Source organism: Leifsonia sp. GW821-FHT13C09 (assembly GCF_058806435.1).
In genome coordinates, this window is sequence record NZ_JBXAPS010000005.1 from 267,187 (window position 1) to 292,620 (window position 25,434).

Annotated in this window: 20 protein-coding genes; 9 read left to right on the top strand and 11 right to left on the bottom strand. The window is 63.7% G+C overall.

All coding sequences use genetic code 11. The annotated features are described in order from the left end of the window. Position 1: 1 nt before the first annotated feature. From AC1ROW_RS17080 to AC1ROW_RS17110, 7 genes are all read left to right on the top strand, one after another. Entirely contained in the window at positions 2–1,450 is a 1,449-nt protein-coding gene (locus AC1ROW_RS17080) for a putative type IV secretion/conjugal transfer ATPase (RefSeq protein ID WP_493020084.1), read from the top strand. After that, positions 1,447–3,252 (top strand): type IV secretory system conjugative DNA transfer family protein, encoded by a 1,806-nt coding sequence (locus tag AC1ROW_RS17085; RefSeq protein WP_493020085.1) that lies wholly within the window; start codon positions 1,447–1,449, stop codon positions 3,250–3,252. Before AC1ROW_RS17080 ends, AC1ROW_RS17085 begins: the two co-directional genes overlap by 4 nt. Beyond that, positions 3,252–3,656, top strand: a complete 405-nt coding sequence (locus tag AC1ROW_RS17090) for a hypothetical protein (protein ID WP_493020086.1) — start codon at positions 3,252–3,254, stop codon at positions 3,654–3,656. The genes AC1ROW_RS17085 and AC1ROW_RS17090 overlap by 1 nt, the downstream gene beginning before the upstream one ends. After that, positions 3,653–4,123: a hypothetical protein gene (locus AC1ROW_RS17095; protein ID WP_493020087.1), complete on the top strand. Its 471-nt coding sequence runs from the start codon at positions 3,653–3,655 to the stop codon at positions 4,121–4,123. Before AC1ROW_RS17090 ends, AC1ROW_RS17095 begins: the two co-directional genes overlap by 4 nt. 110 nt (positions 4,124–4,233) lie before the next feature. Next, positions 4,234–4,677, top strand: a complete 444-nt coding sequence (locus AC1ROW_RS17100; protein ID WP_493020088.1) for a single-stranded DNA-binding protein — start codon at positions 4,234–4,236, stop codon at positions 4,675–4,677. A 126-nt stretch (positions 4,678–4,803) separates the two neighbouring features. Next, a complete protein-coding gene (locus tag AC1ROW_RS17105) occupies positions 4,804–6,921 on the top strand; it encodes a KAP family P-loop NTPase fold protein (protein ID WP_493020089.1) in 2,118 nt (705 codons plus the stop codon). Positions 6,922–6,962: 41 nt separating this feature from the next. Next, positions 6,963–8,432 (top strand): hypothetical protein, encoded by a 1,470-nt coding sequence (locus AC1ROW_RS17110; RefSeq protein WP_493020090.1) that lies wholly within the window; start codon positions 6,963–6,965, stop codon positions 8,430–8,432. A 483-nt stretch (positions 8,433–8,915) separates the two neighbouring features. Here the strand turns inward: AC1ROW_RS17110 and AC1ROW_RS17115 are convergent, their stop codons facing one another. After that, positions 8,916–11,687, bottom strand: coding sequence for an AAA family ATPase (locus tag AC1ROW_RS17115; RefSeq protein WP_493020091.1), 2,772 nt, complete (start codon positions 11,685–11,687; stop codon positions 8,916–8,918). Between the two features lie 115 nt (positions 11,688–11,802). Between AC1ROW_RS17115 and AC1ROW_RS17120 the strand changes: the two genes are divergently transcribed. After that, positions 11,803–13,044, top strand: a complete 1,242-nt coding sequence (locus AC1ROW_RS17120; RefSeq protein ID WP_493020092.1) for an integrase core domain-containing protein — start codon at positions 11,803–11,805, stop codon at positions 13,042–13,044. A 317-nt stretch (positions 13,045–13,361) separates the two neighbouring features. Here AC1ROW_RS17120 and AC1ROW_RS17125 read toward each other — a convergent pair whose 3' ends face one another. From AC1ROW_RS17125 to AC1ROW_RS17150, 6 genes are all read right to left on the bottom strand, one after another. Further along, positions 13,362–14,225 (bottom strand): ArdC family protein, encoded by an 864-nt coding sequence (locus AC1ROW_RS17125; protein WP_493020093.1) that lies wholly within the window; start codon positions 14,223–14,225, stop codon positions 13,362–13,364. Positions 14,226–14,555: 330 nt separating this feature from the next. After that, positions 14,556–15,536, bottom strand: a complete 981-nt coding sequence (locus AC1ROW_RS17130) for a GDSL-type esterase/lipase family protein (protein WP_493020094.1) — start codon at positions 15,534–15,536, stop codon at positions 14,556–14,558. Between the two features lie 176 nt (positions 15,537–15,712). Further along, on the bottom strand, positions 15,713–17,275 hold the full coding sequence (locus AC1ROW_RS17135; RefSeq protein ID WP_493020095.1) for an acyl-CoA synthetase: 1,563 nt from the start codon (positions 17,273–17,275) through the stop codon (positions 15,713–15,715). 24 nt (positions 17,276–17,299) lie between these two features. Next, positions 17,300–17,758, bottom strand: a complete 459-nt coding sequence (locus AC1ROW_RS17140; RefSeq protein WP_493020096.1) for a MaoC family dehydratase — start codon at positions 17,756–17,758, stop codon at positions 17,300–17,302. 7 nt (positions 17,759–17,765) lie between these two features. After that, positions 17,766–18,635, bottom strand: a complete 870-nt coding sequence (locus AC1ROW_RS17145; RefSeq protein ID WP_493020139.1) for an amidohydrolase family protein — start codon at positions 18,633–18,635, stop codon at positions 17,766–17,768. A gap of 17 nt (positions 18,636–18,652) precedes the next feature. Next, on the bottom strand, positions 18,653–19,579 hold the full coding sequence (locus AC1ROW_RS17150) for an SDR family NAD(P)-dependent oxidoreductase (RefSeq protein ID WP_493020140.1): 927 nt from the start codon (positions 19,577–19,579) through the stop codon (positions 18,653–18,655). Between the two features lie 112 nt (positions 19,580–19,691). Between AC1ROW_RS17150 and AC1ROW_RS17155 the strand changes: the two genes are divergently transcribed. Further along, the gene (locus tag AC1ROW_RS17155; protein ID WP_493020097.1) at positions 19,692–20,165 is read left to right on the top strand and encodes a MarR family winged helix-turn-helix transcriptional regulator; all 474 of its coding nucleotides are present in this window, start codon (positions 19,692–19,694) and stop codon (positions 20,163–20,165) included. Positions 20,166–20,204: 39 nt separating this feature from the next. On the opposite strand, the gene AC1ROW_RS17160 is transcribed toward AC1ROW_RS17155, so the two are convergent. From AC1ROW_RS17160 to AC1ROW_RS17175, 4 genes are all read right to left on the bottom strand, one after another. Next, positions 20,205–22,664, bottom strand: a complete 2,460-nt coding sequence (locus tag AC1ROW_RS17160) for a beta-glucosidase (RefSeq protein ID WP_493020098.1) — start codon at positions 22,662–22,664, stop codon at positions 20,205–20,207. A gap of 85 nt (positions 22,665–22,749) precedes the next feature. Further along, positions 22,750–23,355 carry a TetR/AcrR family transcriptional regulator gene (locus AC1ROW_RS17165; RefSeq protein WP_493020099.1) on the bottom strand — a complete coding sequence of 202 codons (606 nt, stop codon included), beginning with the start codon at positions 23,353–23,355 and terminating at the stop codon, positions 22,750–22,752. A 160-nt stretch (positions 23,356–23,515) separates the two neighbouring features. Continuing rightward, positions 23,516–24,130 (bottom strand): TetR/AcrR family transcriptional regulator, encoded by a 615-nt coding sequence (locus AC1ROW_RS17170; protein ID WP_493020100.1) that lies wholly within the window; start codon positions 24,128–24,130, stop codon positions 23,516–23,518. Continuing rightward, entirely contained in the window at positions 24,127–25,431 is a 1,305-nt protein-coding gene (locus AC1ROW_RS17175; protein ID WP_493020101.1) for a glycoside hydrolase family 1 protein, read from the bottom strand. Before AC1ROW_RS17175 ends, AC1ROW_RS17170 begins: the two co-directional genes overlap by 4 nt. Between the last annotated feature and the right edge of the window lie 3 nt (positions 25,432–25,434).

The window sequence follows — 25,434 nt, forward strand, 5'->3', positions numbered from 1 at the left end:
CATGAAGCAGTCAGCCGTCATCGGCCGCATCCCAGCGAACGAGAAGCCCGGCGCCAACGGACGCCGCCGCCAGTCCGCTTCCACCGACAAGAACTCCACCTGGAAGCTGCAGTCCGCGGAACTCCCGGCGTCGAAGATGCCGGCCTGGGGGTGGAAGCAACCGCACAACCTGCGTGGCCCACTGCGCGCCACCCCACCCGCTCACCGATGCTCCTCGAAGGTGCTCGGTGGCGCGTATCCGTTCCTGGCGGAGACCGGGGACATCCTCACCGGGGCGTACATCGGGGAGAACCTGCTCTCGCGTGCACCGTTCTGCTTCGACCCCTGGGACGCCTACTCCGCCGAAGCCGTCCGCTCCCACTCCGTTGCCATCCTCGGGGTGAAAGGCACTGGGAAGTCGATGCTGGCCAAGTCCTGGTCCTCCCGGCTCGCCCGGCTTGGCCGAAAGATCGCGGTTCCACACGACCCGAACGGGGAGTGGGTGCGCGTCGCTGCGTACGTTGGCGGCCGGTCAATCAGCGTCGGCCCCGGGAAAGCCGCCCGAATCAACCTGTTGGATGAAGGTCCGCGGGATGCGTCGTTCTCGGATGAGGACTGGAACCAGAACGTCCTTCAGTACCGACGCTCCACGGTCAAGACGATAATCCGCCGCCTCCGCGAAGGCGGGAACCTCGAACCGGTCGAGCACACCGCACTCGATATCGCACTCGACGCATTGCGTGGCCAGTCCACCGTCACCATCACCCACGTCTACGACCGGCTCGTCGATCCCCACCAGGACCAGCCGCTCGAGGTGGTCGAAGCCGGTCACCTGCTCGCGCACTCGCTGCGCCGCATGGTCTCCGGCGACCTCACCGGGTTCTTCGACGGACCCTCCACCGTCCGCTTCGACGCGGACGCACCGATGATGGTGGTCGACACCTCCGCCCTGAAAGGTGCATCACCTGAGGCTCAGGCGCTGGCCCGACTTGCGACCGCGAACTGGATCCGCCGGTCCAGCCTGGGCGCCAATCGGCAGGCCCGGGTGATCATCCACGAAGAGGCCGCCGTCGAACTCCTCAACGATGTCTCCGGCGGCGACGGGCTCGCCGACCGGGTTGAGGACGAGAAGGTCGCCCGCCACCTCGGCACAAGCAATTGGTACCTCCTCCATCGCGTCGCCGATCTCGACGCGCTCGGCGACCGCAACAGCGCCCTGCATTCTCGGGCGCTCGGTCTCCTGGCGGACTGCGAGACCCGTATCTCCTATGCGCAACACACAGGGGAGATCGCCCGGTCGCGGGAGATCCTGGGGTGGAACGATACCCAGGCCGACCTTGTCCGCAAGCTCCACAAAGGGGAAGGGCTGTGGCAGATCGGCCAAGAGCGCGTCGCCAAGGTCCGCAACATCTGCACCGACTACGAACTCGGGATATTCCGCACCGACGCGATGGGCGGTGAGCGAGCATGAGAAACAACGGCTCCTCCTGGACCCACCTCGCCCTCTACAGCCTCTTCGCCACCGTCGTCGCCGGAGCTCTCACGACCGGGATCGCCTCTGCCACCGTCGCCCTTACCTGCGGTGGTGGCGGACAGCCGGGCAGTGTATTCGCCGGGCTCCAACTGGCGATGGGCGGGGATCCCAGCGGGTTCGCTCTGGCGCCGGGATGTCCGGCCCCGGTCACGCTGATCCGTGTCCTCGACCTGCTTGCGGTCTTCGTGCTACTCAGTGCGGTGACAGTGGTCGTGGTGTGGTGGCTTCGCTACCGCCAGTCGGACCGGCACTTCATTCACGAGCTGCGCGGCCGCGATGGGCTCGCCAAGCCCGGGGAGGTCCGCAAGCACACCTCCGCCCGCACAGCCCTGCATCGGGCCAAGATGCTGCGGCCGTCTCTGGTCAACCCGACGCCGTCTGCCGCCGGGTGGAAGGTGGGCAGCGCACACGGGCAGGACGTCTACGTCTCTATCGAGGACTCGATCGTCGTCGAGGGCGCACCCCGCTCCGGGAAGGGCTACCGGTTCATCGTCAACGCGATCCTCGACTGGGACGGCCCCTTGATCACCACCTCCACCCGCAACGACAACCTCTCCGCCACCATGCGCGAACGCGCCCGAGTCGGCCAGGTGACGGTGTTCGACCCGCAAGAGCTCACCGGCGTCCGCTCAGCGCTGCGAATCTCACCGGTTGCCGGATGCGAGGACCCGCTCGTAGCCGACCAGCGCGGGCAGGCGATCATCGCCGGCACCGCCCTCGGAGCTTCCAAGACCAATCAGGAGTGGGCGCAAGTGTCCTCTTCGGTGCTCTCCCGGCTGTTGCACGCCGCGGCGGTCTCGGGACGTGGCACAGACGCGTTGGCGCGGTGGGGCTCCAATCCGCGGATCGCGCGTGAAGCCGTCAGCGTGCTCGCAAACCAGGGTACCCCGGGCTGGTCGGAAGACCTGGACGCGATCATCAACGGCGATGAGAAGCTCCTGGCCAACTCCTGGTTCGGTGTCTTCGGCGCGCTCCGCCCGCTGTCCATCCCCTCGATCCGGAATGCCATGACACCTGGTCCGGGGGAGCAATTCGACCTGGACGCGTTCCTCGCCGGACCCAACAGCCTCTACCTCGTCGGCACCGGAGCAGGCGCCGGATCCGTCGGCGGGTTCCTTGGTGCCATCCTCGACGACATCGTCGAGACAGCCCGACGCAAAGCGCTCGCTTCACCCGGCTCCCGCCTGGATCTCCCACTAGCGTTGATCTTGGATGAGATCGCGAACATGTTCTCCTGGCCCGCGTTGCCGCGGATCATGGCCGACGGCGGCGGCATCGGCATCTCCACCGTCGTGGTGTTGCAGGCGCTGTCGCAGGCCGAGACCGCGTGGTCACGGGCTGAAGCGGACACGATCTGGTCCGCCGCCACCGCCAAGCTGCTTCTCGGAGGGGCGTCTGACGTCGACCACCTCCGCGACATCGAATCGCTGCTGGGCTCCCGCAGGATCCGCAACACCGGGCACTCATACAACGACAGCGGGTCATCGACCAGCGTCCAGAACGAGAAGGTGCCGGTCATGACGATCGACGAGATCCGCCGCATGCCCGAAACGGTCGGCCTGCTCGCTTACCGGAACCGGCGCGGCATCCTGCTCGACCTGCGTGGTTGGACTGCACGTAACGATGCCCGTCAGATCAGCGCGGGGAAGAAGCTCACCGAGCTCGACCAGCAGGTCGTGTTCGCCGAACAGTATCAAGCCGCGCTCGATCGCCGCCGATCAGCCGGGGAGGGAAACTGATGTCCAACCGTCGCCGTTCCGCCCGGAACAACAGCTACCGCAGCCACTACCTTCGCTCTGGAGCCTGGTTCGCTCGCCGCGGCCGGTGGTTTCTCGAGGAACAGTCCCGCAATGGCACCATCCGCTGCGCCCTCTGTCTCGGCGCTGGCAGCGCCCGCAGCCTCGAACTTCACCACCTCGACTACCGCGGAGTCACCCAGACTTCCTACGGCTGGACCGCCCACGAACAGCACGAAGACCTCACAGCACTCCATCCACGCTGCCACGAGTACGTGCACCAGCTCATCGAGCGCGACCGGGCACTCTCCGGCTTCGTGCCTCGCCGCACTGCCTCCATCCAGGCCATCGCCCGACTGCAAGCGAAGATCGCCCACTACATCGAAGCCTCGCTGGAGCAGCAGTGACCGAGGACATCCCACTCGATGACCTCGTCGCTTCCCTCGCTGAGGGATGGGAAGACCAGGCACCCCGGCGGACTCCGGGGATGCTCGGCATCCGCGTCATCAACTGGCGCAACCTCGACGACGAGGACGCCTCGCAGGTCTGGACCGACCTGCGGGAATGGGTGGTCTGGTTCACTCACCGCTACAACATCGCCTCCCGCAAGATCCCGCCCTGCTGGTACCAGCACGGCGCCCTCGTCGAAGAACTCTCCGCCCTCCACACCGCATGGCTGGTCTCCTACGACAGCCTCGACGCGGGCTACGGACCCATCGGCTGGCAGGAACGCCTCGCCGTCGCCATCCCACGACTGGCGACCTGGTACAACGGCGAATGTCACAACGGCCACACCGAACTCCCACAGGCCCGGGACGCCGCCCTCCCGGCGGGGTGGGCCGACTGGATCCGCCAAAGCCACGCCGGCGCGTAAGTCGCGCTGACGCGAATTGCGCGCCTTCCGCGCGCATTTTCCGTCCCGAAACCGGAAGTTCTAATTGAGAGCGACCCGACCAGCGGGCGCCAAAGGAAAGGAATAGAACCATGAGCACACGAGTCCCGATCAGCATCGAAGGCAACCTCGTCGCCGACCCCGACTACGGCGAATCCCAGAATGGCACCAAGTTCGCCAAGTTCACCGTCGCCGTCACCGACCGCAAGCTCGAAGACGGCAAATGGGTCGACGGCGACACCCAGTACCACCGCACCACCGTCTTCGGCCACACCGCCGAGAACGTCCGCGCCAGCCTGGCCAAGGGCGACACCGTCATCGTCAACGGCAACCTCGAGTTCCGCCACTGGACCGACCAGGCCACCGGCGAACCCCGAGCTGCAACCGAAGTCGTCGCCGATAGCGTCGGACCCTCCCTCCGCTACACGACGGCGGAGGTCGCCCGTCGCGCCCCAAAAGCTGACGGCCCGGCAGCCTCGGCCACCGGGCCAGCCCAAGTCGTCGGTGGTCACGCGCACGCCGTCGCAGTGGAGTGACTACGAAGCACGTCCCACGCACACAGATGAGGATTCCATCCCTATTGGGCTGGAATCCTCATCTGCTTCTTGAACCCAGCGACGTTGCCACGGACGAACTGAACCCTGCGGTACCGTTTCCTCGTTGTGCGACAAGACGGTCTTAGTCGCGGCGAGGGAATTTTGGCTATTGCGGATGAACTTGATCGAGGGCCACTGATCGCTCAGCTTCGGGCCGCCATAGTCGCTAATGGCGCTCCAACGGAGTCGTCACGAATCGTCGGACTTTCAGGGCCGTGGGGAAGCGGCAAATCGTGGCTCGTGGAGGAGGTCCGGCCTTCGCTGAACGGAATCACGAGAGAGTTTAACCCCTGGCTCTATAGCGACGAACTCGGCCTCTACCGCGGATATGCCACGTTTTTGATTGAGCGCATCAAAGACAAGAGGGCGCGACGGAAGATCGCGCGTGCTCTGGACTATATCGGTCCATCGATGAAGGGGTTCGGCTTCGACGTCAGTGGCACTTTGAAGGAGGCTTCCGAGGCCCTGAAAGGCCTCAGTACTCCCTCTGAGATCACGAAGCAGCTTGCAGCTCATTTCGATGACCCAGGCACCCGGACCTATGTGCTCGTGGATGATCTTGATCGACTCACTCCGACAGAGCTCCTGCTCTTCTTCAAGCTTCTCCGTCTTGTTGGAAACCTTCCTAACATTGTTTATGTCCTCGTGTATGACGAAGTCGTATTGCTGCAGCTTCTCGCGCAAACCGAGATCGGCGGCGGTTCCGTGGATCGGGCGCGGCTCTACCTCGACAAAATCGTTGAAGTTCGAGTGTCGATACCCCGGATAACCCGACGGCTGTGGAAGCGCCACCTACTCGACCCGTTGATGGCGTTTGGTATTCAGACGAACGGACCGTTTGCAGAGTCAGATGTCGAGCAAGCCAACTTTGACTGGTCAGTCGAGACGGCAATGTGGGGCAGTGTCCACACGAAGCGCGTCATCGATCGCCTTGTCGAGACAGTTACGTCCCTCCCGCAGGCACTTTATGGGGAAATCAATTACCTCGACTGGTGCAGGATCTCTTACGTGCGCGTTGTCCATCCTCAGACGTGGCAGCTCATTGTTGATCATCCGTACGTCTTTGCTGCTGAGCACATCGGGTCGGGGATGCGCTTTATGCAGGGCGAAGGCAAGCAACGCGCATCTGAGTTGGCCGAGACGATCCGCAGCAGCACGTCCACAACATTCGAAGGGGAGGACTTGCTCGCATTGCTTGACGAGCTATTTCCCAGATTCGCCGCAAATCGTGCTGGCGACCGACCATCATACTCCAGCGAACCCGATCGAGCTGGGCAGCACATTGGAGACGAGCGGTATTTCTATCGATACTTTTCGCATCAGCTTCCGGAGAATCAAGTCTCCGATATGCAGGTCCGCGCGCTGTTGCGTGAATTGGGTACAGCCGGCGGAGCAAAGGCTGAGCTCGAACTGACGACTCTCTTTCGAGCCATGCCGGAGGACACGCTCGTGGCGATAGGTCGACGTCAGGCCGAGTCGATTTCACCGCGTCCGCTGTTCAACTTCCTCTCCTCCCTGGTACTACTGCCCGAACTTGAATATCGATCCGGCCACTTCGGGCTTCGAGGCTCCTCGAACCTCCTATTGCTTGCGATCGAAGCTCTGCAGCGAGCAGGCGCCGAAACATTTGCTGGGTGGGAAGTCCCGGAGTCCGGTCCTGTCGATCCTCTGCTCCTGGCAGTCCTTACACGCGAAAAGAGCCCAGCCGGGTCGGCCCCTTACGTTGCGTGGATAACGGCTCAGCGCAAGGCTCTTGCTGATCGCGCGGACGCAGAACTGCGGATGGCAAAGTCTCCAGTCGACAATGACGCTCAAGCGGCAATGTGGTTTCACTACTTGGCGTCCTTGGACCCCTCACGCGCGATGTCGCTCGCAAAGGAGGCGCTCGGTGAGGGACGGTGGCGCGCGGATGACGTTGCCTCATTAGAGCTTCGCTATCACCATCAGCCGGGCGAGCCGACGACAGTGAGATCGGTCCATCTCAGCCAGAGATATCGACTCGACCAGAGGATGATCGAGCTCTTGCTCGCAGGCGATCGAACGTCGTATCCAAGTGACTGGGATCTAAATCCGGACCTTGTACTCGACGACTTGCAACTATTCGGCCGACAGCTTGGTGCACTCGCTATTGCCAAATTGGAGCGCGGCGAGACGCCGAAAGAGGCTGAGGAAGACGACATTTAGGGCAAGGCTCGAATGTCTGACGTTCGCCGAATAATCGAGCCATGACGTCCGTCAAGTTCGCAAGCTGGGAGGACGGTCGCCGTGTGTTCTACTCGGAGTTCGAGTCGTGCATACGTAAATATCATCCGCTGTCGATCCTCACGGCGCTGGCGCAATACACATCGAGTCAACCGGAGTTCGAAGGATTCCAAAGTAGCTGGGCAACGATAGCGCCATGGAGTGTGTCCGCGATCGCGCGACAGGCAATCATGTCGTCCAACCGGAGCGGCACTCGACCGGTCGACAATCAGGGACTGCGTCGGATGTTGAATCTCTACCGGCAGATCGACGTCACGCCACCGGCAGGCTTTGACGTGCACCGATTTCTGGCCGGCGCGGCCAACGAGCAGTTCTCGTACAGCTTGTCCGCTAAAGAAGACCTGAGCCGCACCCTCGCTGTCTTGTTGGACACACCTAGGACCCGGTCCGACCAACTTGACGAGACGGAACTGGACAAGCTTGTCGGTGCACCGATACACGATCTGGCCACCTCGACATTCGTCCTCTACGGGATTGCACGCGCCACGAAGGGAGTGGTCACTCGCGATTCGGTGGTCGACCTTGCGAAGGACTATCCAGATCAGATGCCATCTGGTGAGTCAATGTTGGGGACTCTCGACCGTCTGACCGCAACGATTCAGGAGGCGCGAGAAGATGGTCTTTCGACCCTGCAGTTCAAAGGCGGATTGCAGAAGTTCGGCTACAACCCGCTGACTCGAACGCCGTTCATTCGGGTCGATGATGAGACGGTCGTTGCGCCGCAGACTCACTTCGTACTTCAGTCGTGCTCTTTGGAGGCGATTTACTATCTCGGCCAACGAGCGAAAATCCGCAATTTCGGCTCAGATCTGGGCATGAGACTAGAAGCTTACGCAGGCCGGCAGTTGCGCCATACTGGCAATTTGGAAGTCCATCCAGAGATTCCTTGGGCTGACAAGAAAAGCATCGACTGGTTTATTGTCACTCCGAAGGCAACCGTGCTCCTCGAATGCAAGTCGGCCCACTCAACACTCGCAATCCGAGCGGGCGCAGAGACCGGAGCGAATGAGGTAGCCGATAAGCTCGGGCCCGCCATCCTGCAGATCAATCGAACCGTTCAACAGCTACGAAGCAGGAACCCAAAGTTCGCTCACATACCGAAGGACCGGCCGTTCATCGGCGTGATCGCCACAGCCGAACCGATTTACGGCGCGAATGCGAATGAGGTACGCGCTCTGATGCCGAACGCCGCCGTTCCGACGATCACGATGGGCCTTCGAGAGGTCGAGAGCATTGCGACACTTGATCCAGATACGCTCGGTGATGCACTGCTAGAAGTCGCGACTGATGACTATCTGTCCAGAGTCGAGGCATTCAGCGCGCTCCAGCAGGTCCTGGGCGACTACAGGTCGAACCGCCCAAACAACCTCATCGATCAGTCCTTCCAGCGACACGTCATGCCGAAGCGTTGGCTCGAGGAGCGATTCGCGTGAGGCCCGTCACAGCTTCGGCTTCTGAGGAGGCGCGACTCGTGGTGCATTTCGCTCGACCGCGGCAAACTGAAGTTGTGTCTGCTGTATCGCCGTCGCCAAGGCCGTGGGGTGTCTCGAACGAGGAAGCAATCGAATTGTGCCGGGAGTGGATGGTCCACCTTGGCGCGACCGACACGCGTGCGGTAAGTGAATCGGCACACCATGTATGCGACCTCTACAGCTCGCATTTCCTTGGTTGGGTCGAGAACGGACGGGGCAACCTTGGTGTCGACCTCGTTGAGCGTGCCGCCGCCACCTCGGCCGGTGACGGGCGCTCCCCCCTGCTGTTCGTGCCTGGGGGTGTGTTCCCGGACGCCCGCGATCGGGCTGACGCGCTTGGAGTCGCGCTCCTGCGGTTTCGGGCGCAGGACGGCGCGCTAGATGGCGTCAACGGGCTTGGTCGACGCGCTCGGACCTTCGGACTCGCTAAGTCCTAATCCGACGTCATCGGCCGACAACCGCCCTTCCGTCTTGACGCGCCATCGTGGATGGACCTGTTTCGCTCTGGGCAGCGCGACTGAGTTCAACTCGTGCGGCAGCTCGCGACGCATCTAGGGTCTCTTCGATGGACTGCCGCTGCATCATTTCAACGAGTTGCGTTCTCGCGGAAGCTTCGGTCGGTGCAACGAGAACGATATCGTTCGTCTCCCTGCCCCGCGTAAGACCAACGTAGAGCCCTGCGGCGTCCACACCGGGTCCGACGAGCGCACGATCCGTGGTCTCGCCCTGGACCCCGTAGACAGTTGATGCGTAGCCCAGGTGCATGTGAGCGTTGGCGTATTCGTGGGTGACTCTCTTGAGATCGGTTGAGTCAGACGAGGAGGCGAGAATCACATGTCCTGTCGTGATCCGCTTGACCACCCAATGTTGACGATTCTGAATATCCGAACCGCGATCGTTTCGTCGGGTTTGAACTATGTCGCCCACGAAGATCGGCTGACCAGATTGGCCCGAGGTGGATTCAGTGGTGTCGATCTCTCCGGCGTGGATTCTCCGACTTTGGATATCCTCGCTGATTGCCAGCGCTTCAGCGTGCGTCGCGGCGACAAGCGCGATCGACTGTCGCTGCTCCTGCGCATCGAACCAGGCTGAGACCATTCCGTTTCGAGCCTCGGTTTCGCTATTTGCAAGGACGACATGCCCACTGTGCACGAGATCGTCGGCGACGCTCTCGGACGCTGCCCGACCTTGCGGATCGCGCAACCTCAACGTTAAGTCTGCCCAGACGGGATCCTTGAATCGATGGATGGCCATAAGCTCGACCTGGTCCGCCGAGTGGGCCCAGAAGAGAGCCATCGCGCCGGAGTGTCCCACAGGCAGCGCCTGACGTTCGTCTCCGACTAGTGCCACCGTCGCTTGGGTTCGCTCCAGCACCTCGACGAGGGCATTAGCTGCCTCGAGATCGAGCATTCCGGCCTCGTCCACGACGATCCGATCCCCGGGGCAGATCGCAATATTAGGACCGCGGTACACGTGCCCTGTATCTTGATCGAGTTCTCCGATCTGCAGGCACCTCCAATCGGTTCCTCCGGCCTTGTTCGTGTACCAACGCCAGCCATAGTCGTGGAGTAGTTGATGCAGCGACGAAGACGCACTCTGCGTTGCACGGCCAGCCACGGCCGACGCCTTCTTCGTCGGTGCCACGATGATCATGTTGCGGCCACGTCGACGAAGCGCTGCGCCAGCGACCTTGAGCATAGTTGTCTTGCCCGTTCCTGCAGCACCTGACACCGCGACGCTTCTCGAGGTGCCGGCTATTGTCGCGGCGCCAGCGAGTTGACCTCTGTCAAGCGAACGTTCCGGTTCTATTGCTTGTCCCACGTCCTTTACCTCCGCTGTGTTCAGCGCTGCGCCGGGGGCCGAGATTCGTTCGATCCGTTGTTGGAGGGATGCTTTCAAAGTCGCAGTCGAAGTGGCCATTCGTCGCTTGACGTGCGCAGGGATGTTCGGCTCACTAAGCAGGGTCACGGTGTAAGTGCCCGTGGCGAAGGAGACGACTCGGTCAACGATTTCAGCCAGGTGTTGCCTGTCGGCGACGACGCCGGAACTCGCGATCGCTCGAATCGCGCCGGCCAGAACGTCCATGTCGCTGAACCTGCCTCCCGTGCGAGTGGACCGGGCATCGGCGTCGACGATCGCCTTTGCCGCGAGGAGCTCGATGTCAACGTCCTCGATAGCGATCGACCGCGCCACCTTCGCGTCTCGTGGCAGCCCAAGTATCGGGTCGGCGTTCAGGAGTTCGGCCATCACAAAGGACGCCCAATCGTTCTCGTCCAGCTGCCCCGGCTTCTTCGGACGGCCAGCCGCCCATGCCCACTGATCGATCTGGGTCAGGACGGTGGCGGAAGGCTCCTCACCGGGGTGCTGTTCCCTCCACTTGTGGAGATGCGCTGCCTTGTTGGCCTCGATCTGCGCGGAGCGCTTCGACAACGGCCGCACCAGATGCTGCAGCTGCGCGATCTCCCCGTCCGAGTTCAGGGTGAAGCCCTTGGCAGCCAGCGCACCGATCCAGGCTGTGTCGGTCCTGGAGGCGAGGTCGCCTTCAGCGTTCACGACGTTCTGGAACCGGAGCGCGACGCGAGTGTCGACGTTTGACCACTTCCCGTCGAGTCCTTGGACCTTGACGTTCAGCCAGAGGTGGCGGTGTTTATGCGGGTCCAGCGAACGGGACCGTTCGTGTCGGAGCTCCACGACCTCGATGCGAGCGAGGTCCTCGCGAATCGAACCCTGCTTCCCGCGGCGGGCGTTGAGTTCGGTCTGCCACAGCTTGATGATCCGGTCCCGCAACCGGTCCTGCAGATCCTCGTACGCGGCCGCCAACTCCGGGTCCAGCATCGAGGCGATCGAGAACGACTTCGGGGCGTTGATAGTCGCATCCAGAATCAGGTCCGAGATCGGCGACTCCAGATCCCGACCCCGCCGCTCACCCGTGAGCGGGTCGACCCCGTCAACCCAATCCTTCAACTGCGACCGAGTGAGCAAGTCCTCGCGGATGGCGCCGTGCTCCACGATGTACCGTGTCATCACCGCATCCGCATACCCCGCAGCTGCCAGCGCACCATCGGCGGTCTTGGCTGTCAGCGTCGCGTCGCAGACGCCACCGAACGCGTAATGCACCGCCTGCTTGACCCCTTGGGCCGCCTGCCCGCGCTTCCAGCGCGCGACTCCACCTCTCACACTTAGAACTTCCGGTTGCGCGCGCTTTTTGGCGCGCACGGAGCGCGCCCACTCAAAGTGTTATGTCTCAGGACATAGGTGACGAATCTGCCTCAGGACATCGGTGACACTTCGGCGTTTTTTGGTGGTGACGTTTCTCCTCGATCTTTGAGGAATGAGCCGTGTCGAACCCGTTGATCCCCGTGTCCGTCTCGCGATCACCCAGTGGCCACCGGATGCTCCTCGCGGGTCGGTGACCAGGTTCTGCGCCGAGCACGGCATCTCCCGAAAGACCTTCTACGAGATCCGCAAGCGCGCCATCGAAGACGGCCCCGCCGCCGCGCTGGAACCCCGATCGAGGCGCCCTCGAGCCAGCCCCGGGAAGATCACCGATCAGATCAAACAGCAGGCCATCCAAGTGAGGGCGGCGCTGGAACAGTCCGGCCTGGACCACGGCCCGATCAGCGTCCACGACCGGATGCAGCTGCTGCGGATCACCCCGGTTCCCGCGGTGTCCTCACTGGCCCGGATCTTCCGCGACGCCGGCGTCGCCCGCCTCGAGCCGCGGAAACGACCCCGCGCCTCCTACCGCCGGTTCGTCTATCCGGCACCGAACGCCTGCTGGCAGATCGACGCCACCGAATACGTCCTCACCGAGGGACGCAAGTGCGTCATCTTCCAGCTCATCGACGACCACTCCCGCTTCGCCGTCGCCTCCCACGTCGCCTGGACCGAGAGCTCCCAAGACGCCATCACCGTCGTCGCCAAAGCGATCCGGATCCACGGTGTTCCCCAACGGCTGCTCTCGGATAACGGCATGGCCCTCAACCCGTCCCGGCGCGGGTTCGCCGGCCAACTAGTCACATATCTCGCCTCCTACGGCGTCGAGGCGATCACCGGCAAACCCTTCAAACCGACCACCCAAGGCAAGAACGAACGCTTCCACCAGACCCTGTTCCGCTACCTCGACAAGCAGCCCATCGCCGCCACCCTGGCCCAGCTGCAGGAACAGGTCGATGCGTTCGACATCATCTACAACACCCAACGACCCCACCAAGCCCTCCCCGGACGGATCACCCCGCACCAGGCCTGGCAGGCCACCCCGAAAGCCGAATCACCCAGGCCGCCCGCGCACGACTCCCGACTCGGCCGCCGTGACGACGGCATCCGCGTCAAACTCGTCGACCGCGGCGGCAGCGTCGAGTTCCACGGCATCCGCTTCGGCATCAGCCGCGACTACAGCAAGAAACGCATCGCGATCCTCGACACCGGCCCCACCATCATGTTCTTCGACCTCGACGGCACCCTCATCATCGAACAACCCTGGCCCTCACCCGGCGTCAAATACGTCAGCAACGGCCGACCCCGCGGACGTCGCCCCAACCCACGACCAGACGAAGTGTCACCGATGTCCTGAGACACCAACCGCTTCCGATGTCCTGAGACACTTCCGCTTCCGATGTCCTGAGACAAGACAGCGCGCCCACTCAAAGAGTGCCTACGTGCATTCGCCCTTTCTCTCTTGTCTTCCTTCCCTTCGTCGTTCGTCCTTCGTTGCTTCCTTGGTCTGCTTTTCTTTCCTTCTCTCCTTCCCCTTCCTGTTTCCCTTCGTCTCCGTTTCGTTCTCGTCTCGGCTTCATCTCTCGCGTTCATCTTTCGGCAGCCATCTGTCGCCCCAGCTGACATGACAGAACCCCGGCCCAATTGGGCCGGGGTTCAACTCCTGCTGATGCGTTATTGGCGATGCTCGATGATCTCGGCGATCGTATGCGCAGACTTCAACACGCGTGCCGCCGTGTCTCGGATGATGGTGGTGTCTTCTTTGGCCCATCCGGCGATGTAACCGATGCTGTAAGCGCTGGTGTCGAATCCGGAGAGGCCAGCGACGACGAAGGCGACCGATTCGGCTTCGACCTCCATTTGTCCGCGGTGCGCTCGGTACTCGTTGAGGTCGTCGATGTGGCGTAAATCGATGTGCGCGGTTTCGTGGATGAGTGTCTTGGCTGCCTGCTCGCTGGTGATGTTCTCGGCCAGGGTCACTCGGCGCAACTCGGGGTCGGTGTGTCCGTTCGCGCTGGCGAGGGGTGCGCGGTGAATGCTCCACCCGTTCGCCTCGAGGTGACCCGTCAGGGGAGCGATGACGCCGTGGTCATCGTCACCGGCCAGGCGCCGTAAGGGGTTCTCGGGGACCGGCTTGGCGCCTTCGATCGGGTCAGTCTGGGCGATGTCGAACACCGACAGGGTGGGGAAATACCGCACCACTTGTTCGTCGTTCTCGTCAACTTCCCTTTGGTCTTCGTCGGGGGTCGCCTTCTTCTCGCGGTATCCGAAGATCTTGATCGACTTCTCGCCTTTGCGCACCTGCCGGCCTCTTGTCTGCCACTGCCGGAATCCGGCAACCATGGTCGCGCACGGGTCCTGCGCCAGGATCAACAGGAGGTTGTTCAGGCTGTAGCTGTGGAAGGAGCGGGCGAACTCGAGGAACGCCCGCCACTGGCCGCTGTCAGCGAGCAGCTCGACCTGCTCCAGGATCGACGCGTGCAGTGCCTCCGCCGCTGCCTGTCGTTCCTCCGCGCTCCGGGTGATGAACTTGCCCATGATCCCTACCTTCCTCATCGTTCTTTCGCCGATTTCGGCGCTGTGCGCCGTCGTGCGGCCATCCCGGAGGGCGGGGGTTCCGACGAGCCCTATCTACGAGACGTGGGATTGCAGGTGCGGAGCACCTTCCCCAACCATCTGTGGATGTCACGCTGTCGGGTTCATCGGTCGGAGGGGTGGGCGTGCGTAAGCTCCCGATGCGAAATCGGACACGCCTACCCTCGTTTAAGCCCGTGGCAGTCGGTCACTGTCGTTCGACGAGTGGTGGAGCTCACGAGGAATCGGCGCGAAGCCGGAATCGAGTGCCACCTTATGGTGAAGCGGTCGCCTTCAGTGGTCTGCGGTGTGTAGTCGCTGCTTCGGCGTGGCTCGCGTGTTCACATAGTCGATGAACCGGGTCGCCATGAGGCAGTAGCCTTCGGGATTGGGATGGAGACCGTCTGGCAGTAGGTGCACGTCGCCCTCCCCGAAGAGTGTTCTCCCATCGAGGTAGGCAAGATGGGGGTCTGTCTCGCTTCGCACGTCGACGATGTCGGACAGTGTTGCTCGGATATCGGACAGTGTGAGCTGGCCATCCAGTGGTGCTCGGGGAATGGACGTCCCCACGACATGACCTGACGCGTCCCATTCCGAGGGCCCGGGAGTGTGTTCGTGGGCGGGACAGCAGATCGGGGATATTAAAACGATCGGAGTGTTCGGCTGTCCCTCACGGATGGTGTCCAAGAAGGCGTGAATGGCTGGTGTGAAGGTGCGCTCGCGCATACTTCCGGCGTTAATCACGTTGATTCCGACTTTCAACGTGATCACATCGGCGGCGCTGTCTCGGATCGTGCGTGCGGCAAAGCCGTCGAGCTGAGCGTTACCGGCCAGTCCCAGGCTCGTGAGATTCCAGCCCAGGTGACGTGCCGCGATGACAGGCCAGACCCCGAGCGGGGAATCAGCTTCCCGGCAGTGACTGATGGAGCTCCCGTAGTGCACCCATTTCGGGCCGGTCGGTTCGGCCAGCTCCACGGGGGCGTCTGCTTCCAGCGAGGTCAGAGTCACTCCGGCGGCGTGGGGGAGCCAGATGGTCACCGGTCGCGGGGTGTCGGTGTGCGGCAGGTCGACGCGAAGTCGGCTGTCACGTCCGGAGGCGACCGTTTGTGAGAAGGAGATGTCGACGTCGACAAGATCTCCCTCGTCGAAAACGAACTCTTGCTCGAACTCGCCAGCCGTCACTGCGAAAACCGCTGGAGCGAGCGGCATTTCGATCCACGTCGGCCGGAACCTTGACAGGCGGAACCGGAGGTCGATCCGCGTTGCAGTCGTCATCAATGCAATCCTGACGCCGGAGAGCTCACTTTGAGCCCCGCTGAGGAAGGGGTCCCGGCTGAACTCACGGTGAGTCCACTCGGGAAGCCGAGAGATGACAACACGATCGGACTCCACATGAACGTTCTCGGCGCCGCGTACCGCTGAGGCGAGAACTTGGGTGGATGTGGCCAATTTCAACTCCAATGTTTTGTGCGGGATTCCGCTGCCTCGTCGAGGAACCGTTCGCGCAGGATGTTCTTCTGGACCTTTCCGCTGGCGGTGCGGGGGAGTTCCTCCACGATTTGGAGCGTGCGTGGCACTTTGTATCGGGCGAGGCGGGTGGAGAGTTCTGCGACCATCCGCTCAGGGTCAAGCTCCGCGCCGTCTTCGAGTGTCACCACAGCGTGCGGCACTTCGCCCCAGCGTTCGTGAGGAACGCCGACGACGGCGACTCCTGTTACGCCGCCGATCTCGGAGATTGCCTGTTCGACTTCGACGGAATAGATGTTCTCGCCGCCGGAGATGATCATGTCCTTCAGGCGGTCCTCGATGGTCAGGAACCCGTCGGCGTCGAGACGCCCGATGTCGCCGGTGCGCAGCCAACCGTCGTCGGTGAACGCAGCCGCGGTCGCCTCAGGGTTGTTCCAGTACCCGCGGAACACGTTGGGGCCGCGCGCTTCGATCTCGCCGCTGACGCCGGCGGTCTGCGCGCCCCCTATGCGCAACTCGGTGAAGAAGTGTGGAAGCCCGGCGGAGCCGAGGCGGTCGCGAGCATAGCGCGGTGGGAGCATGGTGATTCCCGGTGCGGCTTCCGTCATGCCATAGCCGCCGGAGAAGGCGAGGCCGCGCTCCTCCCACGCCGCGGCGACAGTTCTGGAGATGGGTGAGCCCCCGCAGGTGAGTAGCCGCAGAGAGCTGATGTCCCGATCGAACCAATGCGGATCTTCGGCCATGAGTTGGAACGTCGTCGGGACGCCGCTGATGGTGGTGGCTCGCTGCTCCTCGATCGTCCGGAGTGCCTCAGCGGCGACGAAGCGCTCTTCCAGGAGGAGGGTCCCGCCCTTGAGGAGAATGGGAAGGCAGCCCATGCCCAAAGATGCGACGTGGAACAGCGGGGACACCATGAGTGCCCGGTCGGTGCTCACGATGTCGTAATCGGCGATGACGTTGAGCGCATTCCAGGTGAGATTGCCGTGCGTAAGCACGGCACCCTTCGGCCGCCCGGTGGTGCCGGACGTGTAGACGATGAGCGCGTCGTCCTCAAGTGTCATGGCCGGAAATTCCCGCGCCTGGGTCGGTTCGGAGATGATCTCGTCGTAGTTCTCGGCACCCGAGCCGATCGAGACCGGGTCGCCGGGCTCTTCGTCCGTGACCACGATGCGGGAGATGGTGCGCCCGTCGATTGCAGCGACCGCCAGCGGTTCGAGTGGTGAGGTGGCGATCAGCAGGTGCGGGCCGCTGTCGTCGAGCATGTACGCGAGTTCGGGTGGCGAGAGACGCGTGTTGAGCGGGACGAAGATGCCGCCCAGGAGGAGGGTGGCGAAGAGCGATTCCACGAAAGCAGGGTGGTTGTTGCCGAGGAACGCCACCCGGTCGCCGCTGTGGATACCGCGGCGGGCCAGCGCCGATGCGAGCCCGTCGATCCGGTCCGCTAGTTCGGCATGACTCATCTGCTGACCGCGGAAAACGAGAGCGGGTCGTTCGCCGCCACCGCGCGCGCGTTTGCGCACCCACGAGCCGACGCCTGCGGGAATCATCTTCGACTCCTCCTTCACATCAAATCATGCGTAGAAACGGGCCAGGAAGTCCGCGACTACCGCCGGCCGCTCGGATCCCTCGATCTCGATCGTGCAGGACACGCCGAGCTGGACTCCGCCCTTGACCTGCTCGACCGACGAGATCGTGGCGAGCAGTCGGATCCGCGAACCAACCTTCACGGGCGAGGTGAACCGCACCCGGTCGAGGCCGTAGTTGACCTTTGCCGAGACACCCTCGACGTCGAAGAGCTCGCTCCACAGAGGGATGAGCAGTGACAGGGTGAGGAAGCCGTGGGCGATCGGCGCGCCGAAAGGGCCGTCCTTTGCACGCTCCGGGTCAACGTGGATCCACTGGTGGTCGTCCGTCGCGTCCGCGAAGGTGTTAATGCGTTCCTGGCTGATCTCGATCCAGTCGGAAGGCCCCAAGGTGGTCTCGACAAGACTAGGGAGCTGGTCGAAGGTGACAACGGTCTGTTCGGTCATGATGCGATTACTCCTTGATGAGCCCGAGGAAGCGGGCGATGTTATCGCGCAGGATGCCGATCCGCGCGGTCTCGGGGATGGGAAGTTCATTGAAGTCGCCGAGCCAGCGCTCGGGGGTGAGCAGGGGGAAGTCGGACCCGAACAGCACCTTGTCGCTCAGGAATGAAGCTGCGGCTCGGACCAGCTGCGGGGGAAAGTACTTCGGGCGCCAACCGGAAAGATCTATGCGCACTCCAGGCTTGTGAGTGGCGATCGAGATGGCCTCGTCCTGCCACGGAACCGAGGGGTGGGCCAGAATCAGTCGCAATTCTGGGATGTCGGCCGCCACGTCATCCAGGAGCATCGGATTGGAATAGCGCAGGTGAAGCCCCGCGCCGCCAGGGAGACCGGCGCCGATTCCGGCCTGGCCGGTGTGAACGAGGGCCGGGATGCCGAGGTCGGCGATGGCTTGCCAGAGCGGTCGGTAGTCATCCGCGGAAGGGTCGAAACCTTGCAGCGTAGGGTGCAGCTTCACCCCGCGCGCGCCGTGGTCCTGGACGAGGCTGCGCAACTGATCGATCGCTGCCTCGCCACGTCGTGGGTCGACCGAGGCGAAGGGAATGAGCGTGTCAGCGTGATCCGCGGCCTGTTCGATGAGCGACTCGCTCGATACGGGAGGGTGCTTCAGCTGTGTGCGTGCGTCGACCGTGAAGACGACCGCACCCATGTTGCGGCTGCGGTAGTAATCAGCGACGCCCGACAGGTCGGGGCGTATTCCGTCGCTGCGGAAGTACGCCGACGCGGCGTGCGCTAACGCATCGGGCAGCGACGAATGGCCGTCGTTTCCGAGTTCGATGTGAACGTGGGCATCGATCGCGGTGAGCGACGCTACGTCCATTTCCGGCTTGTACACGGTCACCCCGCAGCGCGCTCGAACTCCGCAGGCAGCAGCGGGAACTTTTCACCGACGGACTGCAGGTTCGAGCGGACTTCATCGGCGAACTGGTCTGCGATGGAATCGGCGGTCCACCCGCCATCGCGGAAGCTTGAGAGAACGGGCTCGGGGTGCGACCAGAGCTGGAGCCGGTCTCCGCCGGCGCCGATGACCTGGCCGGAGATCCCGTCGGCCTCCTGCGAAGCAAGGAACACGACCAGGCCGGCTACGTCCTCAGCGGTGCCGAACCCGAGCTCGTGGCGGTAGAACGAGGGCATCGATTCGCCTCTGTCCTCGGCCTCGATCGCTGCAGCGAAGTAGGGGACGGTGCGGGTCATCGCAGTGGCTGCAACGGGGATGACCGCGTTGACGAGGACGCCAGCCTTGCGCATCTCGAGTGCCCACGTCCGGACCATGCCGACGATTCCCGCCTTCGCGGCCGCGTAGTTGGTTTGTCCGAAGTTGCCGCGCTGTCCCGTGGGTGAGCCGATGGTGACGATGCGCCCGGCCACGTTGTTCTCGCGGAAGTGGGCGAACGCGGCGCGCACGCAGGTGAAGGTGCCGCGCAGGTGCACGTTGATGACCTGGTCGAAGTCGTCGTCGGTCATCTTCAGCAAGGACTTGTCACGGAGGATGCCGGCGTTTGTGACGAGAATGTCCAGGCCGCCGAACTCCCGGACCGCGGTCGCCACCAGCGCTTCGGCTGTCTCGGTGCCGCCGACCGGGGCGACCACTGCGGTGGCGCGACCGCCGGTGGCCCGGATCGCTTCGACGGTCTTATCGGCGGCCTCGGCGGAAACGTCGTTGATCACAACCGCGGCCCCGGCCGAAGCGAGGGCTGTGGCGTACGCCGCGCCCAATCCGCTTCCGCTTCCGGTCACGATGGCGGTGCGCCCTTGAAGGGAGATGCTCACGGTGAAGTCCTTTCGCTTGGTCGTCGTTGACGAAGACGGTCGCCGTCGACAATGAAGAGATTAGCAGTAATACTGTCTATTTGGAACACGACTTTTGTCTGCGACGATGGATTCGATGAACCCCGCCCCGACGACATTCCTGTACCTGGTGAAGCAGGTGGAGCTGGCCGTGCGCGCCCATCTGGACGCCGTGGCCGGACGCGAAGGCATCACCGCGTTGCAGTACACATCTCTCACCGTTTTGGAACGTCATCCCGGAATGTCGGCGGCCGACCTTGCACGCTTCTCGTTCGTGCGGCCGCAAACGATGGCTCAGATGATCACCGCCTTGGAGGGTTCAGGGCTCATTCGACGGGAACGTGGTGACACGGATCGCCGCCGCTATGGGATGTACCTGACATCAGCAGGGCAGGGGGTGCTCGATCGGCTGCGCAAGCCTGTCGCGGAGCTCGAGGAGAGGACGATCAGCCAGCTCGACCTCGCCGAGCGCGAGGCTCTGTTGCATGGCTTGACCGTTGCCAGAGCCACACTGGACGCGGAGGGCGCTCCGCCTCGTGCTGCCGACCGGGACGAGGTCTGACTCCGCCGGCTCGTGAGTGTCCCTTCTTCCACGAACCGCTCAGACCGCAAGGTCGATTTCCACAGTCAGCGGCAGGTCGACGGCCGAAGTACCGACGCGTAGTTGATAGCGTCCGGCTTCGTATGCCCAGTCTTCGTCCCAGTATGCGAGCAGGCGAGTCGGCACCTCCACCTCTACCACCGCGGTCTGGCCGGCCCCGACCCGAGCCGAGGTGAACCCGACGAGCCAACGCACCGGGCGCTCCACAGCCGAGTCCGCTCGTTCGGCGTACACCTGGACGACGTGCTTGCCGTCGCGGGAGCCGCTGTTCTCGAGCGTGACGGCGACGGTCGCGGTCTCTCCGGCGTTCACGACCGGCGAGACCTGGGCCGCGCGGAGTGCGAAGTCCGTGTACCCGAGGCCGTGGCCGAACCAGTATGCCGGCGCGGTGTCATGGCGCAACCAGGCGCGATACCCGATGTGCAGGCCTTCGCTGTAGAGAAGGCGACCGTTGGTCGGCGTGACGCTGAGCACAGGGACATCATCCTCGGCTGCCGCCCACGTGGTGGGCAGACGTCCGCCGGGCTCCGCGACGCCGAGGAGGACGTCGGCGACGGCGTTGCCGAACTCCTGACCGCCGAAATAGCCGACCATGACGGCAGCGACCTCGTCACGCCAAGGCAGGAGCACCGGGGCGCCCGCGTTGACGAGCACAACGGTGCGCAGGTTCGCGGCGGCGACGGCACGCACGAGGTCGTCCTGGCGCCCGGGGAGCGAAAGTGTCGTCCTGTCGAAGCCTTCGGACTCCACCTGGCCGTTCGTCCCCACCACGACCAAGGCCACATCTGCGGTGGCCGCGACCCGGGCCGCCTCCCGGATCAGTTCGTCCTCATCGATGATGGCGGGTTCAGTGCCCACCTGCATGGCCATCGCGGCGGTGAACGCGTCGTCGCGGAGCGTTCGGGCGAGCTCGAATCTGATCTCGAGTGGCACACCCGCGCGGAGTTGCACTGGGACGGAGGCAATCGGTGGCGTAGCGAACGCGGCACCCAGGTCGTCGCCCTCTGGTACCAAAGTGGTATCGATCACGAGGTCGCCGTTGACGTGGAGCCGCCCATGGCCGACGGCGGCGAAGCCGAGACGTGTTTCGCCGCTCTCGGCGGGAGTGAGAATCGTGGTGAAGTCGATCGATGCCGTCTCGCGGATCGGAGCGTCCCCGCCGATCCAGATCAGGTTGGTGGCTCGACGGTCCTCGGCGAACAGTTCGCTGCCGTCGTGGCCGAGGAATCGCACCCTGGCCCCGGGACCGCCGGTGACCGGGTTCGTCATCTCAGCGAGCGGGAGCTCGGCGAGGCCGACTTGCGCGACCGCACCGAGACCGTAGGAGACGTCAGCCTCCGGGAGTGCCTCGCGGAGCGCGGCGAGCGGTGACACCGTGTACTCGGGGACGACCGTGGCGCTGCCTCCGCCCTGAGTCCGGATGTTGAGAGCGTTGTCGCCGAGGATGGCGACCGACCGAAGAGCCGGTCCATCCCAGGGGAGTTCGCCACGGTTTTCAAGGAGAACCATTCCCTCGACGGCGGCTTCTCGTGTGAAGGCGATGCCGTCTTCCACGAGAGCCGGTGGCTGCGCGGAGAACCCTTCCAAGGCGCCGACCCGAGCAGCGAGCCGCAGCAGGCGCAGCACCTTGTCGTCGACGATGGACTCGGCAATCTCTCCGCCGTTCACCGCATCGATGAGCGCAGGGCCCCATGCGCCCTCGGGACCGGGCATTGCGAGATCCTGGCCGGCCTTTGCGCTCTCCAGAGAACGCACAGCGGTCCAGTCGCTAATCACCACACCGCTGAAGCCCCACTCCTGTTTGAGCGGTGAAGTCAGCAGTGGGCTTTCGGTGCTGCTGATTCCGTTGACCTGGTTGTAGGCGGACATGACCAGCCAGGACTGGGATTCGGTGATGCCCTTCTCGAAGGCGCGGAGGTAGAGCTCGTGGAGAGCGCGGTCGCCCACGATGACGTCAGCGGTAAAACGGTCGGTCTCGAAGTCATTGCAGACATAGTGCTTCAGTGTGGCGCCGACGCCGTTGCCCTGCGACCCAGACACATAGGCGGCCGCGAGCTCGGAGGTCAGGACCGGGTCTTCGCTGAACGCCTCGAAGTGCCGTCCGTTCAGCGGGGTTCTGTGCAGGTTCACGGTCGGGCCAAGCACGACGTCGACCCCTTTGCGGCGCGCTTCGACGGCACCCGCTGCGCCGTATCGGTGGGCGATCGAGCGGTCCCACGCGGAGGAGAGCGTCGTGGTCGAGGGGAGATTCAGGGAGGGCTGCCGTTCGTCCCAGACTGGTCCGCGGACCCCGGATGGGCCGTCAGAAACGACGATGCTGCGCAGGCCGACGCGTTCGACGGGCCAGGTGCTCCAAAAGTCGCGTCCGGTGAGGAGGGTGACCTTCTCCTCGAGAGTGAGGTCGGCGAGAACCGAGGCGATCCGAGACTCGACGTCGAGGCGCTCAGCTGCGTCCGCCATGTTCATCTCCTTCGATTCGGCAGCGCGAGGGAGTGCGCCGTCACGAGCCAGCATAACCGATTGGCCGGCTATCAGAAAAGTGAGATTAGGCGCGGATACCGCGGAGCACGATCGCGAGAACTTGGTCGTCGCGCTCCGCTGTCATCAGGATCGAGAGGTGCATGCCGCCGACGAGCTGGATCAGATCCATCGGAATGACGTCGTCGACGATCGTCCCGGCCCGCTTGGCTCGGACAAAGAGTCGATCGAGCGCTTCGGTGACAGCGTTGCGCGAGAGCTCGGCTAGTTCAGGGTTTTTTTGGAAGGCCTCGCCGAGTTCGCTGTTGATGGCTCGCTTCGCCTCGGTGAAGGCGAGGAATGCGCGGAGCCACGTCACGAGGGCGTTCCAGGGGTCGCCCCCCGCGAGTTGGACCGAAAGTGCACTGAGTTCGGCGAGATCCTCGCGGTACACCGCCTCGAGGAGATCGATGCGCCGTGAGAAGTGCCGGTGCACGGTGGCGATTCCGAGTCCGGCGCGTTCGGCGATGAGTTCAAGTGATAGGTCGTACGGGTTGGTCCTCAAGGCCTCGCGAGTTGCATCGAAGATCCGCTGGCGATTGCGCTGCGCATCCACGCGCATGGGGCGCCCGGACGGTGAACGAGGGGCGCCGGCCATGGCTTGGCTGGTCCGCGTGGTGCTGACCTCGGTCACTCGACCTCCTCCGTCCGGGTCAGTTTAACTGCTCCGTCGCCGGCGGGGGGCGGGGTGGGCACATTATCCGATCGGCCACCTATCTGAAAACCCGATAGCTGTTTGGCGCACGGGGGACGGTTGGGCTGCTCCGCCTCGCTCAATCGCTGAGCGGTGGGATTCAAGCGGCCAGCCGGATTCCCCGCAGGACGATGTCGAGGACGGCGTCGTCCCGCTCTGCGGAGATCATGATGGAGAGAATCATGCCCCCGACGAGCTGGATCAGATCCATTGGTTCGACATCGTTCCGCACGGCTCCCACATGCTGGGCCGGAACAAACAGCCGCAGTAGGGAATCGAGCACGGTGTGCTTGGACAACTCGGCTAATTCCGGGTGTTTGTCGAACGCCTCGCCGAGTTCCGCGTTGATCGCTCGTTTCGTCTCGGTGAACGCGAGGAACGCGCGCAACCAGACGACGAGACCCTCCCACTTGTCGCCGGCGCATTCGAGGCGCTCAGAGAGAGTGGCCAGCGCGGTGAGGTCTTCGAGGTAGACCGCTTCGAGTAGTTCGATCCTGCGCGGAAAGTGGCGATGGATGGTGGCGATCCCCACACCTGCCGTTTCGGCGATGAGATCCAGCGATGCTTCATGAGGGCTCGCCTTGAGTACCTGCCGAGTAGCGTCGAAGATCCGCTCTCGGTTTCGCAATGCGTCCGCGCGCAACTGCCGCCCCGACGGCGACGTGGGCGCCGCCGTCCGGATGGCAAGGTTCGACCGGGTTGAGAGCTGGGTCATGTGCTTAGGGCACTTCTGTACTGATTTCTGGCCGGGTTCGTCGGCGGCCAGGGAATTGGGTCGCCAGCCAGCACACGCGACTTCGCCACGTCGCCGAGCCAGAAGCCGCTCGGCTTGGGGAAGCGCTGGAAGGTCTCGCGGTCGACTGCGGTCAGCCCGAACTTCGGCTTGAATCCGGCGCTCCATTCAAAGTTGTCCAGCAGCGACCAGTAGAGGTAGCCGCGGACGTCATAGCCGTCCGCCAGGCAGGCGTGGACGGTACGCAGGGCGCCGTCGATGTAGTGGATGCGCTTTTCATCGATCTCGGTGGCGATCCCGTTCTCGGTGAGCAGGATGGGCTTGCCGCCGGTCAGGCGGGTGGCGCGCTCGATCGTGCCCCGAAGTGCCTGGGGGTAGATCTCCCAGCCTGTCATCGTGGTGGTGTCGGTTTCGACCTGGTCGTTCTTCTTCTCAGGCTTCAAGCCAGGGCCGCGCTGGCCTTCCGGGCCGAAGACGATACGGGTGTAGGTCTGGATTCCCACGAACTCGTCGGCCTCGGACGCCAGCAGAAAGCGTTCGGAGACGCGGGCGTTCTCCTCCCACTCGGTGTCCCCGGGCGTGGCACCGTCCTCGTACTGCATGTCCTGGAAGGCGAGCGTCACCCCGACCAGTGCGTTGGTGTGGCGGCGGATCGCGGCGGCCCCACGGCGGTGCGCCTCGAGCAGATTCTCGGTGGCCCGGCGAGCGCTCTCGTGATCACCCTTGATGCCGGGCGGGTGGACGCCGATCACCCAACCGGTGTCGCCTGGTCCCTCAGGCTCGTTGATGGTGCATGCCCAGCCGATCAGATCGCCGAGGGCTGCGGCCGCGCGGTCGCAATAGCGTTCGAAGAGCTCGACGAAGCGCTCGCTGAGGAAGCCGCCCTGGGCGTAGAGCCAGCGTGGGATGGTGAAGTGGTTGAACGTGACGACCGGTTCGATCCCGGACTCACGGCAGGTATCGATCATGTCCCGGTAGTGGGCAAGCTCGGCCCTGGAGAAGTAACCCTCGGCGGGCTCGATCCTCGACCATTCAAGCGAGAACCGGTAGGCGTTGAGGCCGAAGTCCCGAACTAGGCCGATGTCTTCGCGGTAGCGGTGGTACGAATCCGCGGCATCACCGGAGGGTTCGTAGACGGGCGTGCCGGGCGCGCGCTCGAAATCCCACCAATCGTTATTGACGTTGCCGCCCTCGACCTGGTGGCTTGCAGTGGACGCGCCGAAGAGGAAGTTGTCGGGGAAGCGGAGGGCGCCAGCTGATGTGAACAGATCATCGTTGGTCATGCA